The 16,958-nt window shown below is 40.1% G+C and carries 14 protein-coding genes; all 14 read left to right on the forward strand.

The window, feature by feature from the left end:
* Nucleotides 1–4: 4 nt before the first annotated feature.
* The 14 genes from AC1DDX_RS01995 to AC1DDX_RS02060 all read left to right on the forward strand — a co-directional run bounded on the left by AC1DDX_RS01995 (nucleotide 5) and on the right by AC1DDX_RS02060 (nucleotide 16,239).
* On the forward strand, nucleotides 5–3,913 hold the full coding sequence (locus AC1DDX_RS01995; protein WP_337717181.1) for a tetratricopeptide repeat protein: 3,909 nt from the start codon (nucleotides 5–7) through the stop codon (nucleotides 3,911–3,913).
* A 152-nt stretch (nucleotides 3,914–4,065) separates the two neighbouring features.
* Nucleotides 4,066–5,175, forward strand: coding sequence for a hypothetical protein (locus tag AC1DDX_RS02000; protein ID WP_477611825.1), 1,110 nt, complete (start codon nucleotides 4,066–4,068; stop codon nucleotides 5,173–5,175).
* Nucleotides 5,176–5,189: 14 nt separating this feature from the next.
* Nucleotides 5,190–5,771 carry a hypothetical protein gene (locus AC1DDX_RS02005; RefSeq protein ID WP_172661399.1) on the forward strand — a complete coding sequence of 194 codons (582 nt, stop codon included), beginning with the start codon at nucleotides 5,190–5,192 and terminating at the stop codon, nucleotides 5,769–5,771.
* Between the two features lie 8 nt (nucleotides 5,772–5,779).
* Entirely contained in the window at nucleotides 5,780–7,873 is a 2,094-nt protein-coding gene (locus AC1DDX_RS02010) for a tetratricopeptide repeat protein (RefSeq protein WP_337717179.1), read from the forward strand.
* A 109-nt stretch (nucleotides 7,874–7,982) separates the two neighbouring features.
* On the forward strand, nucleotides 7,983–8,789 hold the full coding sequence (locus tag AC1DDX_RS02015; RefSeq protein WP_477621738.1) for a hypothetical protein: 807 nt from the start codon (nucleotides 7,983–7,985) through the stop codon (nucleotides 8,787–8,789).
* A gap of 162 nt (nucleotides 8,790–8,951) precedes the next feature.
* On the forward strand, nucleotides 8,952–10,238 hold the full coding sequence (locus tag AC1DDX_RS02020) for a hypothetical protein (RefSeq protein ID WP_337717175.1): 1,287 nt from the start codon (nucleotides 8,952–8,954) through the stop codon (nucleotides 10,236–10,238).
* 45 nt (nucleotides 10,239–10,283) lie between these two features.
* A complete protein-coding gene (locus tag AC1DDX_RS02025) occupies nucleotides 10,284–10,637 on the forward strand; it encodes a hypothetical protein (RefSeq protein WP_337717173.1) in 354 nt (117 codons plus the stop codon).
* A complete protein-coding gene (locus AC1DDX_RS02030) occupies nucleotides 10,637–11,050 on the forward strand; it encodes an SET domain-containing protein-lysine N-methyltransferase (protein ID WP_172661394.1) in 414 nt (137 codons plus the stop codon). Before AC1DDX_RS02025 ends, AC1DDX_RS02030 begins: the two co-directional genes overlap by 1 nt.
* Nucleotides 11,047–11,442 carry an SET domain-containing protein-lysine N-methyltransferase gene (locus AC1DDX_RS02035; protein WP_172661393.1) on the forward strand — a complete coding sequence of 132 codons (396 nt, stop codon included), beginning with the start codon at nucleotides 11,047–11,049 and terminating at the stop codon, nucleotides 11,440–11,442. Before AC1DDX_RS02030 ends, AC1DDX_RS02035 begins: the two co-directional genes overlap by 4 nt.
* An 89-nt stretch (nucleotides 11,443–11,531) precedes the next feature.
* Nucleotides 11,532–11,843, forward strand: a complete 312-nt coding sequence (locus AC1DDX_RS02040; protein ID WP_337717171.1) for a hypothetical protein — start codon at nucleotides 11,532–11,534, stop codon at nucleotides 11,841–11,843.
* A 20-nt stretch (nucleotides 11,844–11,863) separates the two neighbouring features.
* The gene (locus AC1DDX_RS02045) at nucleotides 11,864–12,112 is read left to right on the forward strand and encodes a hypothetical protein (RefSeq protein ID WP_172661391.1); all 249 of its coding nucleotides are present in this window, start codon (nucleotides 11,864–11,866) and stop codon (nucleotides 12,110–12,112) included.
* 507 nt (nucleotides 12,113–12,619) lie between these two features.
* A complete protein-coding gene (locus AC1DDX_RS02050; protein WP_337717169.1) occupies nucleotides 12,620–13,636 on the forward strand; it encodes an NAD-dependent epimerase/dehydratase family protein in 1,017 nt (338 codons plus the stop codon).
* A 30-nt stretch (nucleotides 13,637–13,666) separates the two neighbouring features.
* Nucleotides 13,667–14,245 carry a Crp/Fnr family transcriptional regulator gene (locus tag AC1DDX_RS02055; RefSeq protein ID WP_288882202.1) on the forward strand — a complete coding sequence of 193 codons (579 nt, stop codon included), beginning with the start codon at nucleotides 13,667–13,669 and terminating at the stop codon, nucleotides 14,243–14,245.
* A gap of 176 nt (nucleotides 14,246–14,421) precedes the next feature.
* Nucleotides 14,422–16,239: a glycoside hydrolase family 2 protein gene (locus AC1DDX_RS02060; protein ID WP_337717167.1), complete on the forward strand. Its 1,818-nt coding sequence runs from the start codon at nucleotides 14,422–14,424 to the stop codon at nucleotides 16,237–16,239.
* Nucleotides 16,240–16,958: the final 719 nt, after the last annotated feature.

Here is a 16,958-nt window from a genome sequence, read left to right on the forward strand (position 1 = left end):
AGTTATGAAATCATACGTAGCAATAATAGTATTTCTATTTATCGCTTTTGGCGCACAGGCACAAAGCGATCAGGAACTCAACAGGGACTCCGTAATCGGATGGCAATATGTAAGCAATCCTATAAATTCAAAGGCGATTTATAAACCCGTAAAAGGCCTATATGCAGGCGGGGCCTATTCTGCATGGCAACAGCAGGCATCGGATTTATTGCTAAGCTGGATACAACAATCCTATTTGCCACGGGGTTTGATAGTGCGCACCATCGCCAAAAACGATGAACGCTGGTATGTAGATGATTATAGCCCGCTGCATAGTTATGGTATCAATTTGCTGGGCTATTCTGCTCATTTTGTCAATGGTAAAATTGACCTCAAGTGCTGTGAACAGGGCCTGAAATTAATTGCAGGGTTTAATGATTTTCCGGGCGTAGCTATCAAAAAATTTAATCCCGGTGGGTTGTATTTCTTTGCCGAGGAGGCACAGTTCAGCAGTGGCGATGATGATGCACAATTATCAAAAGAAGGAATAGATAAAAAAATTCAGCCCAATCTATATAACTATCGTACCTACTTAGATCATTATCACGATGCTGGCCAGCAGATGTTTAAAGTTGGCGTGGTGGTTTCCAAAAATGGAGACTGGCCTTTTAAACCCGTGCTGGTAAAGGATGCCGTTGCATACATTCAGCAACAATTGGCCGCTTATCCCGCTATCCTTCAAAAAAATCCTTACTCGGCAGAGCCTGTAAAAAAAGCTTTGGAAAGATTAAAGCCTTATTACAATGAAGTGGTGAAATTAAGAGCTAATTATAATCCAAACAATGCTATCAATGATAATAATGATCATTACCTGCTGGACCCCGGGGCAATCATAAACGGAAACCCTATTAATAAAACATTTCCTGAACACAGCATCCTTGTTAGCACCACGCAACAAACCATCGACCAATCAAAAACAGATAACCCGCTTTGGGTGTATTTTAATTTTACACCACTGAATAGGGCGATAGTAGGAAACCCTGCAAAATTTGATACAAAGTTTGGTACCGATATATCGCATATGGTGTATTCTCTGTTGAACAATTTTAATTTTGATTATGTAGCCAGGTGGCTTGCGCAGCCTGATGCAAGAAAGAGTATGGCTTATACGCCCGTAAAAGCGCCGGCAAAATCTACGGGCAATATATTTTCAGCGCCTGCAATGGTTTCGGTAACAGCATCTACAAAAAATAAAGACCCTTACACTATTTTGTACGATGATTTTAACGGTTATACCGATGGAACACTGTCTGCAAAAGTATGGCACACTTATGGACACAACGGGCATGATTTTGCAAATGCATCGGTAAGCACAGTGAATGGACAATCCGGCAAATGGATTTCTGTACCGCAGGATTTTAGTTTCTATCCCAATTTTAATAAACCGCTTGGCGCCAATTTTACCGTGAACTACGATGTGTATTTCGGAAAAAATGTAAAAAACCAAAGAACGCCTTTTTACTTCAGGATAGATACGGAAGACCCGAAGAAAAGTAACCCAATTGATTTGCACGATATAAACAGGGAAGGCTTCCAATTTTCATTAGCCATGAGTGGCGAAACCGAAACAAGCAAACGGTACATGAGTGTTGAATACAAAGAAACGTTCACTAATACCAGGATACCCACTGCCAAAGCAGGCGATGTAGCACATGTAACAATTTCCGTGAACGGCGCTGCAATAGCTGTTTCTGTAAATGGCAAAGAACTAATGCATGATGATAATGCAATCCCTGCGGGAAAATCTTTTAGAAGATACGCCTGGTATTGCAGCGAACCGGGTGTGTATTTCAGTAATGTGTATGTAAAAAGTGGCAGCCCTGTGCAAAATACTATTCCGCAGGAGCCGCAATTTGCCGGAGTGGTAAAAGACAAAAAATCCACAACACCCGATGCTGCTACATTTGAAACATCGGACTATGCATTTAAACCATTAGAAAAAATAGGTAATATGCCGCCGATAAGTTATCCTACAGGGTTTAAAAGCGCTACCCTCATTCCGGCACAGGCAGAAGGAAGCAATAAAGCAGTGGCAACCTTACCCCCATTCAAAGCGCCTTCACGTTCTGCATTATTAGATGCTATACCCAATACAGTGTTGAGCAATGCTGCATTTAAAAAATTAATTGATGACCTGAAAAATACTGTATCCACCAAATTGAATACAGATAATGTAAATAAGATAGACGGTTACCTCAAAGCAAAAAAAATAACGGCACCAAAAGCAATTGCTGCAGAAGCTATTGGCGCATGGCTGAGCAACAAACCAACAGCAGCTTTGTATTTATTCTGCAAAGCCATGCAGGCAGACTACAATGTTATGAATACTGCCAACAACCTGGCTTCGCTGTTGAATGCTTATGGTTATTCAGAAAAAGCAATTCCTGTTTTACAATATGTGAATGGTAAAATCAATAACAACCCGGATGTATTGTCCAATATGGCAACTGCTTATTATAACCTTGGCGATATGAACAATGCTTCCCTGTTTGCGGATAAAAGCATTGCAAAAGACAGTTTGAACGCTAACGGAAATAAAGTGGCCGCTTTTGTACACCTGGGCAAAGCATCGGCAACCAATAACAAAGCTGAAGCCGATAAAGCTATTGGTTGTTTAAAACAAGTGCTTAAATCACGGTATGATAATGAAGCAGCTGAAATATTAAATAAAATTGAAGGCAATCATCAAAAACAAAAAGATTTTGCGAATACAAACTTTAAAGAATTCCCCATGCTTCGCCGGCTGGAGCTGCCTGCCATGACCGAAGACCTGGCGCAGGCAAAATCTTTCAACGGATTTTTAGAAAAAGAAAAAACTGCTTTGTCTCAAACTGCCGATGATATCAGGGCCGCTTATAAAAAGATTCCCGAAGCGGATATGAAACAAGTAATCGCAAATATCAACCAGAACAAAGGAACAGCAATGATGATGGTGAAAGCAGCCAATATTGTAAATCAAAGTGCGGCGTGGTACATAAAATTGAAAAGCGACCTGGAGCAGATTTTTACACAGAACAAAAGAACATTAACAACCGCCTACAATAAAAAGATAAGTGCGATCACCAAAAAATATAATGCACTGTTGAATAAATTAGAAGGCGGTGAAGGCAAGGTAGAAGAAGAGGAAGAAATGGAGCGCCTAAAGAAAGCCCGTTGTGAAGAATACAATAAAGAAAGTCAGATATATCTTTCTGACCTGGCAAAGCTCACCAACCAGTTTGCTCAAAAAAGCGAGCTGGTAAGCCGTACTTATTTCAGGGATTATGCTAACTGGATGCCGGTTCAATTAAACGATAACAGCAACCGCTTTCTTCTGGATGCACAGGTAAAATATATTACTGATGTAAGGAAGATCCTTTCGGTATACACTGTTGCAGAGCCCTGTATCTATCCATCCCAAGAAGCAAAAGAAGATAAGAAGCCATCCAAGCCAAAGCCATGGGAAGAAGATTATTGTGCCAATTTCAAAGGAACGTTGGGCATTGGCCCTGCAAAGATTGGGTTCAATTGTAACTCCATGAGCATATCCGGTGGCGAAGGTTTTGTGGGAGAATTAAATTTGAATTTCAATGAAAATGGCACTTTTAAAGAGGCAACAATTGGTGCAGGCATAGGAATAGAAGGGCATATTGGCAATCAAAATGTAACAGCAGTTTCAGCAGGCGCATCTGCGGTGGAGTACATCACCGTTGGTGCCGGGCCAAATGGCGGGGTACAGGTAACAGACTGGGGAATCTCTGCAGGCGTTTCGGCCGGGGGAAATATCGGTGCGGTTAGTGGAGAAGCCAATATTGCCTCCACTAATATTTCTGTAAATGAAGGGATAAAAGCAAGCGGTTATATTGCAAATGTGCTGGGTTTAAACAAGCCATAAAATCATCTTTTTTAATGATTGACCATTTTTTTATATCAAGCTACTTTTATATCACAAAATTAATGAAACCATTATGAGCAAACGCTCACAAACAGAAATGAATAATATTGCTCTTGATAGCTTCATTACCGATATAAACAAATTATATACTTATGAAAAAATTAATCATCTTATTCCTGTTCATTGTAGGAACAATAACAGCTAAGGCACAAATCAAACCAAGAGTTAAAGACGAGAGTGCATTCATCCTAAAAAGTATAAAAGAATTAAGGCTACCCCAGGATGATGCGAAAACAGAAATAGCAAAGAAAATAGCAGAAATAGTGAAACCAGTTATTGACAAACTGGGCAAGCTTATGGATGCCGACCCAGCCACTTATAAAGCCTACCAGCAAGATATTAAGGCCATAGCCGATGCAAAAACAAACGAAGAAAAACGATCGGGGATAGCAAATGTTTCCAAAAAATACTATCCGTTTATTAAGAAAGTTTGGGAAGAGGCAAACATTGATGAGCGGGATTATCAAGCAAAAATAAGAGCCGTGTTTCCCGATAATGTAAAGGATAAGATTAAGTTTAGCGAGTTTCTGAGATTTCAATATGAATTGGCTAAACCAGTGCAGGGATATACACCTGGTGGAGGTGGCTTGCAAACGTCTAATACCCCTCCAATAGTTACTAAGCCTGATGATCCTAACCCGTTCCGGTGTATTGACGAAATCCCAAGTTCGGGAGTTCTTTTTGATGAAAGTAAATCGGGTATAGGGTTCACTAACCACTGGTATGGAGAGTTTACTGACACAGACCCTACAAAAGCAATTCATACCTTCACTACTGCTGATGGTCCATGGGGAAGGTACTCTGATGCGGGTATTACCTTAGACACTGTTAGCATACCAGGTAGATTTCCATCAGATAGCAGGCGCCTGCAAGTTACAAAAAGTTATAAATGGAATGGCAGTGCTTATGCTATTTCTGTATTGGGCACCAGTTTAGGTTTTTATTATGAAACGCCTTTTTTTGGGGCATCGTTTTCAGAATGGCAAACAGAAGTAGGGATCTGTTCCCCGATAACATTTGTGTTATATTCAGAACGAAATTTAACTAAAACGTATTCCGTTATAAAACAAAAACCAACTGGCAATTTTCTTGCATTTGGCTTTGGTGCAGGAAACTATTCGTCTGGTTTTGGATTATTGGCATTTGCAGGAGCTCAAAGTAATGTAGCTGGTACTAAATGGACTCTTTGTGAAATTCCTTAATCAACCTTTGAACAATGAAACACGTAAAATATTTTATTTTATTGAGTGTGCTAATAGTGATGAGCTGTACCAGTTTTGCACAAAAACAGACTTTTGATGTGGTTTCTTTTACTTTTCCAAAAGGCTGGCAACAACAAAAAAGTGAAGCAGGTATTCAACTTTCCATTACCGATAAAAAAACAGGTGTTTATGGAATTGCGGTGATCACCAAAGCAAGGGCATCTTCTGCATCAGCTAATGAAAATTTTAATAATGATTGGGATAAATTGGTAAAAGGAGCAGTAAGCGGTGACACAGCGCCAAGCATTTCGGATATGAATATAGAAACAGGCTGGAGTTGCATTACCGGACAGGCAAATTATGTAGATGGCAATAACAAAGGATTGGCAACACTAATTACGGCAACGGGATACGGCCAAACGGTTAGCGTTGTAATCCTGACCAACACCAGTAAATATCAGGAAGAAATATTGGCATTTGTAAATTCACTGGAATTGCCAAAAGCCAATCAAATTAAAATTGGTAATGCCGCAACTGGTGGTACAAACGATGCTGGGAAATCATCGGTGCTGGGTTTATGGTGTGATAATCTATAATTATTGCTATGAAATCGAAAATACTTATCTCCTTGTTTATACTACTGCCATTTATTGCTTTTGCCCAAAAGCCATCTAAAGAACAAATGGAAGCCGACAAAAAGCGATTGGCTGAGGCCATGCAAAAACTCAATGAAAAGACTTCTAAAATGGACCCTAAGGCCAAAAAAGGATACGACAGTCTGCTCAATCAATATGGTGTGGGACAAAAGATGGACAATGCCATAAAACAGGTAAACAAAAGTCAGCCAACAAAAAGTGGCGGTGTTGCCAACGGTCTTATTCCTGCAAAAGACATCAAAGCCATTGCTGGTATTGCTGCTACACCATCCAAAGTAAACATGGGTGCATTTATCGGCAATACAGGAAATACAACTTTTGCCGCTGTACTTCCTGCTGCAAAAAATAAAGCCAACAATCTCTATAAAGACCTGAAAGAAAAAGGAGCAAGCATTGATGAAATGGGCAATGCTGCTGTCGCATTGTGGGTGGGTGGCCGTACACAAATCGCATTGAGCCTGATGGCACAGGTATGTAAAGATGATGCCAATAACACCGATAATTTGAATAATTATGCAGCTATGTTAACGATGACGGGGGCTCCTGAAATGGCAATTCCTCTTCTCAGTAACCTCAATGGCCGATTTAAAAAGAACAGTACCATACTCAACAACCTTGGCCAGGCATGGTTTGCACTAGGCGATGTGGACAAAGCCCAAAAATACCTGGATACCACACTTGCACTTGGCGCATCACACGCGCAGGCCAATCAAACCCTTTGTCTGATAGCTGAGCACAAAGGTGATAAAGCAGCAGCGCTTGCATATGCCAAAGCCGCATTTAAGCAGGGAAACACCGCATCAAGAAAAGACAAGTTAAAGCAATTAGGCTATACACCTGGAGCAGATGATTATACTGGTTTTCCTCGTACTAACAAAAGTAACGATCTATTGAATCTCGGTAACTTTTCACCAATGGAATTTCCAAAATCTTATGCGGCAATGAAAATGTACGAAACGCAATGGAAACAGTTTAGCGTAGCTATTGATCAGGCAATAAAACCCTTACAAAAACTTAGCGAAGAGTCGAATAAGCAAACGATCAAGCGTTTGGAGGAGCAGCAAAAACAGTTGATGAACGTCATGAACAAAACGTTGGCCAATCCTGGTTCAGTAAACCAAAGTAGTGCCATGCAAACTGTGGGTATACCCATGTTTTCGGAAAAAATGAACGCCAAAGAGAAAATAGTGCTGCAAAACCTTCAGCTAAAAAAGGATAAGGTACTGCAAAAAATGGCCGATTTTACGAAAGGAGATGGTGCCACTTACAAAAAAGAGTATGAAGCCACTATGAAAAAGATCAACGAAAGATGGAAAAACGTTGGAGAGGGCGGAACAGAAAATAATGGGGTGCTTTGCAACGAATCTATAAAAGCAATAGATGTTTACCTGAGTGCATACAATACAAAGTGCGAAGAATTGTACAAAGAATATTTGGAGGTGCAGAAGCAGTTTTTGAATGAAATGGCTTATTTATCATTGTACACTACTTATCCCGAATTGATTCCTGGTATCAATGCTGGCCTAAAACAACAATGGTTAAAAGACCTGGCCTTTAAAGCCGAAGTGCTTCAGGTAAGTTACGGCTGTGCAAGTCCGGGTAAAATAAAAGAAGGTAAGCTTACCGAGTTTAAAGATCCCAACTGCAATATCAATAGCGAATTTGGTAGTGCGAGGCTCGGCTTCACGATGACGCTTACCTGCAGTGGCTTAACTACTACTGTTAATGCAGGTGTGATCAGCGGTACTTTGAACCAGGATCTGGATCATGCAGGTTTTGGCGATTCCTTTAAGAATTGCACAGTTAGCATTGGACCTAAAGTAAGTGCCGGCGGCAAATTGGGGCCATTACAGGCCAGTGTAAGCGCTGGTGTAGGTGCAGATATTGAAATTGACAGAACCGGTATAACCGATGTAGTGGTGGTTGCGGGTGCAGAAGCCGCTGCCGGAGTTGGCTCTGCCGGTGCAAGCGCAGGCATGGAAGGAAGAATGAGCCTTAATAGCGGCGCAGGCTCACTAAACGGAACAGGTATCTTTAAATAAACAACAAACGATGAACCGTCCATGATTAAATCATCATTAAACTCACATAGGAATGATGATTTAATCATGGTAAGGAACATTTGACCACTAAAAACAAAATTATAAACAAATGAAACAGTTTTTGATCTTTTCAGTAATGGTATTGGGGAGCATTGCAGGTTTTTCGCAAGGAATAAAAAAAATAACTGACCCATTAACGCCCTGTGGTTCACGTGCAGAAGTTGACGGTATGCCCGGTATTTATACCGACCACAACAATACAATATATGGCTTTAGTTTAAAAGGCACACCCGCCGAAAAAACTACGATGATGAAAAACCTCATCGCAGCAGAAAAACTGGAAGAAGCCAGCCGTAAGGATTTTAAGTTGACGGGATGTGCCGCCAGAGTAAGTTTTGCCAGGCATGGTAGCAGTGATTACGGTAAAAATGTTTATGCCAGCTATGGGTACAACATGGGTATATATGCTTTTGTCTGCAATGTGTCCCAACACGCAACCAAAATCGTAGATGAATACAGAACGGTTTTCAGGGTTGAGTTTAATCCTTATATAATGCCTGGAGGCGTACATGCAGTAGGTACTGGCGAGTTCAATATGAAAAATGGGAATCCGATGTACGAAATTCCTGTACAAGCAAAAGTGGGGCCCAACTTTGAAAAAGACAAAAACAACAATCCCAGCCGCGTATCACAATATATTTCAGAAGCAACGCTGATGGTTGCCCGCTCTGATAATTATAAAGATTTTCATAGCGATTTTTTAAAACTCAACAATGGCAATGGCTATGTTGAGCACTGGGAAATGGGCGGCAGGTATGACAATCACGGACCTAATTCGTATCAATTTATAGATCGTCGTTATTTCCTCACCAAACCGGGAGTGCCTTTACTGATCCCCGTTTTTTGTATCCAATAACGGGCAGGCTGCAAAACCTTTGTTGATAGAAGTACAGTTTCGGTATGAAATCACAAAAGATTATGGCTACTCTTCAAGGTTGTTTAACAACTGGGAACAGCATTTTGATATTGGTGCATTGAAAAAGATGTTGCAATAATTATCTAAAATTAAATTCGACCCATGAAACGAATACATACATCGACCATTGCCACATTAATTGCAACGGTTGCTTTAACGCAGCAGGTTAATGCACAAGATTGCCAGTCGTCAAAAGACCTGGAAGCGCTTCCTGGAAAGCATATAGATGCAGCCCATTGCGAATGGCCGCAAGAGAAAGCACATTGGCTGGATGCCTTGGGTACGGCAGCTAATAAAGCTGCTGCCAATGCCATACTTACTAAAATCGAAACGCTCGAAAAACAAAGCCGTAGCAATTATATCCTTAAAGGGTGTGTGCTTAAAACTGCGTTTTCGGGCAATACCGCTACTACAATAGTTGGCAAATATGCATTGGCAAGCTATGACCTTAATATGGGCTGCTACGAATATATCTGTGTCAAAAATAAAATGATGGTCAACAGTGAATATGCAAATGTTTTTCGTGCCTACGTTAATCGTTATACCGGGATAGAAACTGCTTTTTCTTTTCCTGACGAAGCATATTATTACGAAACACCAAAAAAATACAATGGGCAATTTATCGCCCTGCACAATTTTATTAAAATGGATGCCACTAAAAATATCAATAACAGTAAGGGATTTTATCAGGATATTCCGGAACACACTGTGAAAGAAGGTAGCCGTAATGTATATATGACCCGTCATTGGTATTGCACAAAACCTGGTGCTTTGGTATTTATGCCTGTTTCGCGTAAAGAATACCTCGAAGCCCTGCTGGTCTATTACGAAAGAGAAAGGCTTTTAATAGCCGACAAAATAAAAGAGATTGAAAGCGAAAGCGCTGGCATGATGAAAGATCCGAAAAAGTACCCTCAGTTGTATGAAAACGGGAAACGGAACCTGATCGTGAAAAAGGCCAAATACCCGGACTGGCAAGAAAAAATAGAAGCTAAAAAAACCACGGTGGAAAAGGTATTGAAAGAAAATACAGCGGCCTGGCTGACCCAGTCTGCCGTTGTAAAACCCAAAGCTGAAACCTTTTCCTGGAAAAGGACTTATGGCTCGGCCCCCAACGATGAGGTATGGGTAGAGACCTACAATGCCGATACCAAAGAGGCCGCCCAAAGAACCGGATCATTTACCTTTGATGGATTTTGGGATAACAAAGGTGGTTCAACGCTCTATCAATATAATCCCGACTATTTTAAGGGTTCAGAAAGAAATCCGGTAAAGCCTTATATGATAGAATTGACCTATAGGTACGTAAAAACTCCTCTTGGGAAAAGTTTGGTAGAAAATTTTACCGAAAACTTCGATTTCGATGCTGTAAGGAATATGCTAGAGTAGGAACGTATCCTGCTATTTAAATTTTACTCATTAATCAAAAATGTCATGAAAAAAATCTTCTCCATTTTAGGTTCATTGCTATTGGTAACAGCAGTGAAAGCGCAAACCGTGGTGAAAAAAGAAACGGTAAATCCCGGAAGTAGCCAAACTACTGGTACTTCTACACCAGTAAAAGATCCTAAGGCTGCGGCTACCGATCCCAAAAAGGAAGCTGAAGCTAAAGCAGCGGCAGAAAGGGCTGCAAAGGATGCAAAAATTGCGCAGCAGGCTGATCCTAAAACCATCCCTGTAAAAGACCCGAAGGCTGCTGCTACTGATCCTAAAAAGGAAGCAGCAGATAAAGCCGCAAAAGAAAGAGCAGCCAAAGACGCAAAAATTGCCCAACAAAAAGGAAACTAATGCTGTTCAATTGCAACATTGAGCAACCACAGCATATTGAAGTTAAGGAAAGCCCGCTTCATGGGCGTGGTGTATTTGCGAAAAGCAAAATAAGGAGAGGAAGTCTGATAGAACAGGCTCCTGTTATTTTCTTGTCAAATGACGAGAGGGAGACCTTACGGTTTACCAAGCTCTTTCATTATTACTTTTTATTGGGCAATCCCGAAAAAAAGACTGCATTTGGTTTTGGTTATGCCTCTTTTTACAATCATTCCTCAGTCGCGAATGCCTTTTATACTTTTTCTAGAAAGAAAAATGCCCTTAATATCTATGCCTATCAAACCATTGAAGAAGGCTGTGAAATAACCATTAACTATAATGGTAAGCCAGATGATAAGGCTGAAGTATACTTTCCCAATTCGGATGAACAATGAAGAAACAACTGTATTTAAAAACGATAAAGGGAAAGGGTAGGGGTGTTTTCTGCCATACAGCTATTTCTGAAGGAGATATTATAGAAGTTTGTCCAGTTATCATTATCGCAGCCGAAGAATTTACCGCATTAAGTACCACACCACTGATGGATTATAGTTTTTATTTCAATAAAGAAGAGAATACATTGTCGTTAACCATGGGTTTTGGATCCATGTATAACCACAGGCAATATCCCAATGCCGTATATCTTCTCAATAGGGAAGAAAGACAGATGGTATTTACAGCTCATGAGCAGATAAAGGCGCATACGGAGATATGCATCAATTATGGGGGCGAATACGGTAAAGATTATAGTAAATGGTTTGTAGATAGGGAAATCATTCCCCTTTAATTGAAAAATCATCTTTTTTAATGATTGACCTATGTCCGCGCCTGGCCTAATTTTACCAGAAGAAAGCAAATCATGAAAAAATTAAAGCCATGAAAAAAGTAATTTTTATCTTTTTCCTTACTCTTGGTATAGGGGGGATAGCACAAGCACAGGTATTGCGTAAACTTAAAGAAAAAGCAAAAACTGCGACAGCGAGCTCAGTTGACCGATCAACCGATAAAGTTGTGGACAAGGCTGTCAATAAATCTGCCAACAATGTTACAGATAAAGCCATAAACAAAGTCAGCGAAAAACTGAATAGCCTATTTAAAAAGAAAAATAAAAAACGCACTGATAGCGTGCCATCCGCCGTTGTTGACTCAAATAAAACAGCAATCAAACCTAAGAACGAGAATAAGTAACTTCATAAAAGTAAGAAATCATGAAAAAGATATTGACCCTTTTAAGTGCCTTGTTAATTGTAACCGGGCTTAAGGCACAAAAAATAGTTGTACAAAAAGAAACAGTAAAACCAAAAGCTGATACACTGGCTAAAAGTAGTGTCGGTCAACAAAGTAATAAAGCAATTGGTAAAAAGGATGCAAAAATTGCCCCTGCCATCAAATATGCATCCACCTCAAAAGTTGCACCAGCATCAACAAAAATGGGCAAGCTCACTCCTGTAAACTAGTATCTGCTTAAATTCATAGCAAAATATAATAGACAAACTATAAGGTTGATTACTTTTGCAGAATTTTCGAAAAAACTCCAATTTCAATCAATTCGTCCACAAAATGACTCAAATTATGCGTCATCACTGACCCAGATAGTTTTAAACCCCTTTAATTAGCTTTAAAGGGGTTTTTTATACCCAAAAAAGTCTTTGATTTAGGGTTCTCAGTACGATGCCAGTACGGAAAAATCACACAAAACTCTTTTTATTGCCCTACTAGATAGCTTTTTGTTATTTCTCAGAATATGTATTTACATCTATTCACAATAAAAATGCTAACCAGCGCTTACTATAAGAACACATTGTTTTCACAAAGGAGCAAGTAAAACGAAACACAATATCTCTATTGTATAGGATTGCTTTAGACCATTGTAGAATTATCTCCACCCAGATCCATTTCCTAACAAAAGTCAAGTGTATCGGGGAATTTCTGTAGGAACTTTGTGTCTTCAATAACTATAAGACATGATGACACAGAAAAAACTAGCACTGGTTTCGGGGGCAAATGGACATTTGGGGAATAACCTGGTAAGGCTGCTCATTGATAAAGGGATCCCTGTGAGGGCCTCTGTCCGCGAGATCAATGACAAAATACCTTTTACAGGATTGGACTGTGAGGTAGTACAGGCAGATATTACCGACAAACCCTCTTTTGTAAAAGCTTTAGCAGGTGTAGAAACCTTTTATGCCGTTGGTGCCTCGTTCAAGCTTTGGGCTAAAGATGCCAAAAAAGAAATTTATGATGTCAATATTCAGGGGACAAAGAACACCATAGAGGCCGCTGCGGAAGCTGGTGTAAAGCGCATTGTATATGTCAGTTCAATCGCCGCATTGGATTATGCGAAATTACCAACAAAGGAGAGTTATGGGTACAATCCTGATCGAAGGGATATGTATTACAACTCTAAAAATGATGGTGAAAGGTTAGCTTTCCAACTGGCAAAAGATTTAGGTATAGAACTTGTAGCCGTAATGCCTGGCGCTATGATTGGCAGCGAAGCTTTTTTGCCGCTTAATGTATCCTACGGAGTACTTAAACTTATTTTGAACAAGCAAATTCCTGTCGACACCAAAATAACGTTGAACTGGATTGATGTAAAAGATGTAGCAGAGGGCTGTTGGCTCGCTGCAGAAAAAGGAAGGAGTGGAGAACGTTACATACTGGCCAATGAACAATGTATGACGATCACCGATACTACTAAGCTTGCCAATGAGCTATATCCGGAATTAAAGCTTAAAATTCCTGGTGCTGTTCCAAAACTTATGTTATTTGCTATTGCAGGGATAATGGAGTGTTTAGCCAAAATAAGCAAAAAGGCACCCGTATTGACAAGAAAGGACATCGCCATGTTTTCAGGTTTGCAACAGAATTTCGATATCAGCAAAGCCAGAAAGGAATTGGGCTTTAATCCCAAAAAACCGGAAAGGGCAGTAACGGATGCCCTGGCATACTTAATGGCGCATAAAGCTTTATTAAAATAGTTATTGTAAATTTGGAGGACTTTTAGAGGTATGCTGCAACAGAAATTAATTGACTTTATCCAATCAGGTCATACGCTTTCAAAAGCGGATATGGACCTGATTGTCCAATATTTTGAGCCGGTACTTTTCCCAAAAAATCGTATTATTGAAGAAGAAGGAAAAGTGCCAAAATACCTTTACTATATTGTTTCCGGTTACTTGCGCCTATTTTATTACAATGAAACCGGTGATGAGATTACCACGCACATCAATTGCCCTCCGGGTTTTTTTACCTCCTACTTCTCTTTTGTGAATGAGGCTAAATCCAATGACAATGTAGAATGTATTACGGAATGTGAATTGTTGCGGATTACAAAGGCAGACCTGGGAAGCTTAACTTCAAAAAGTCTGACGATGAAAGACTTTAGTATTGGCGTTTTTCAGCAATCCATTGCCTATAACGAAACCCGCTCTATGGAACTGGCAACCCTTTCAGCTGAACAGCGCTACCGAAAGCTGATAGAGAACTATCCCGGAATTTTACACAATGTTCCCATTACTTATATTGCCTCCTTTCTTGGTATGAAACCGGAAAGTCTGAGTCGCATCAGGAGGAAATTGCTTTCCTAATAAGGCGTTTTTTCAGTAATCAACCCACAGCTAATTTCCAGAATTGCTATAGTATATTGGAAATGATCAGAATCTTCTCTTGATGATCATTAAAACTGTAGTGAACCACAAGATTTTTAAAGCATATTTATATATTTATAAAAGAATTTACTCCTAATTAAAGACTAATGTTCTTAATGATGAAAAAAAACATCAAAATTCTCTTTTTTGCCGTCCTTTTGTTAGTGATTTTTGCTTCAGTTGAGAAATCAGCGGGTCAGGTTGCTAAATTACCCACAGCGTGGACGAAGGTGGCTATAGAATCAAAAATTCCATTCCCGGACTACCCCAGGCCTCAGCTTGAGCGTAAGAATTGGCTGTGTTTGAATGGAAAATGGGACTATATTGGGGGTAAAGATGTCATGAATGCTCTCAATCCATCAAAACCCATAAACTTCGGTGACAAAAGTGAGCAGATACTTGTTCCTTACTGTCCGGAGTCTGTACTGTCCGGAATTGAAAGAAAACAGGAAATAAATATGTGGTACCGCAGGAGTCTGGAAATCCCAGACTCCTGGAAAGATAAACAAATCATTATCCATTTTGATGCTGTTGATCACGACGCGACTGTTTTTGTCAATGGACAAAAAGCCGGATCACATGCCGGTGGGTACGATGCTTTCAGCCTAAACATTACCCCTTTTTTGAAAAAGGGCGCCAACATAATTATTGTTGCCTCCTATGATCCAAACGATGGCCGGGCGCCGTCAGGTAAGAATGGTCCTCGTGGCGATTATACTTTTTCATCGGGAATCTGGCAAACGGTTTGGCTTGAGCCGGTAAATAAAAATTACATCAAGAACATCCGCCTGATGCCTGATTTAGCCAATAGTCGCCTGAAGGTAGAGGTGAATGCAGACGCTGCCCAAGTTTCTGCGGTGGTACTTGATGGGAAAAAGATGGTTTCCGAGATTAAATCCGAAGCTGGAACTACATTTTACATTCCAATTAAAAATCCAAAACTATGGTCTCCAGATGAGCCCTTTTTATATGATTTGAAGTTGACGTTACGAAGTAAAAACGGCGAAGTTACCGATGAGGTAACCAGCTATTTCGGAATGCGTGATGTGAAACTTGGTAAAGTGAACGGGGTCATTAGGCCATTATTGAATGACAAATTCGTTATGCAGGTCGGCCTCCTTGATCAGGGATACTGGCCGGACGGAATTCTGACTGCACCAACAGAAGATGCGCTGAAATATGATGTGGAATTTACCAAGAGGGCAGGATTCAATTTGATTAGGAAGCATATGAAAACTGAGCCAAAACGATTTTATTACTGGGCAGACAAACTTGGCTTATTGGTTTGGCAGGATATGCCGGCCATTTGGTACCAACATGAAGATACAGCCAGAACACGAACAGTTTTCCGTAAGGAACTAAAAGCCATAATGGACGATCATTACAACTCCCCTTCTATCATTACCTGGGTTCCATTTAATGAAAACTGGGGTGCATTTGACGTAAAAGAAATTACTGACTGGGTAAAAAAATATGATCCGTCAAGACTTGTAAATGGCAACTCTGGCTTCAACAACAATCCAGGGTACCAGAAAGCAGCCGGAGATCCTGGAAATGGAGATTTTGTAGATACCCATATTTACATCGGACCTAACGATGCTTCTGTGCCTGATGATAAACGAGCCGCCTCACTGGGTGAATTTGGAGGCGTAGGTCTGTTTGTGAGGGGACATATGTGGCCTGTAGAAAATAATGCGTATGGTTATGAGCCTACCAAAACTGCGCTTACAGACCGTTACATCCTCTTGTTAGATCAGGTTGAACAGCTCATGAAATATAAAGGCCTGAGTGTTGCCGTCTATACACAAACGACAGATGTGGAGCATGAAGTCAATGGTGTTTTGACCTATGACCGTGCCTTTGAGAAAATGGATGTTGAGAGAATTAAAGAGGTTAATCAGGCAGTGATTAATGAAGGCAAGAAGTTGAAATGATAAGATTTATGCTTCCGTAGGAGCAGGAGTTAACATGAATGCAGTTGCCTGTAGATTCCAAATTAATTAAAAAACAAATCCGGTTTCTGAAAAGAAGCCAGACATCCGTCGTTCGTTATGTTCGAGTTCATTTTCTGTTAAAAAAATCTAAACTTTTTGTAGGCTGGACTTGTTAGCTAATTATCATAATTTTAAAGGCCGAGTGGCTCGGCAGGGGCTGGCAAAGTCTCTTACGCGGCTCGACTCGGTTTTCGATCACTTAATAATCAAATTCTCTGAATATGTATTTAAAAAGAATTTCCATAGTGTTTCTGCGATAACCAACGGACTTTCGCTATTATCTGATGCCAAATGACTAAGTTTCTCAAATTGCATACGCGGTACATGTGGTATAGAATTTTCCAAGTGATCCAATTCGATGGACAGATAATGATGGCTTTTAGCCCCTCCCAACAATAGAAGTTCAGCTTTGATATCTTTAGTTTTTTCAATCAGTTATTTAGCGAGTGATTCAGGAGCTATGGGAATGCTCTGTTTGACTACAAATTTATTCTACCACCAAAGTGGGGAAGAACCACTATCTGCGAAATATACAGTATGGTTTTGAACTTTATTTTCGAGGAATCGAAGACGGTAAGGTTTGTGAAAAGTTTATATTAAAGGCAACGCGTAGACATCAGTAAGGAATTGTGTTTTATGTTTTTAATACTGATATATAT

Source organism: Pedobacter sp. 10L46_2 (assembly GCF_056395165.1).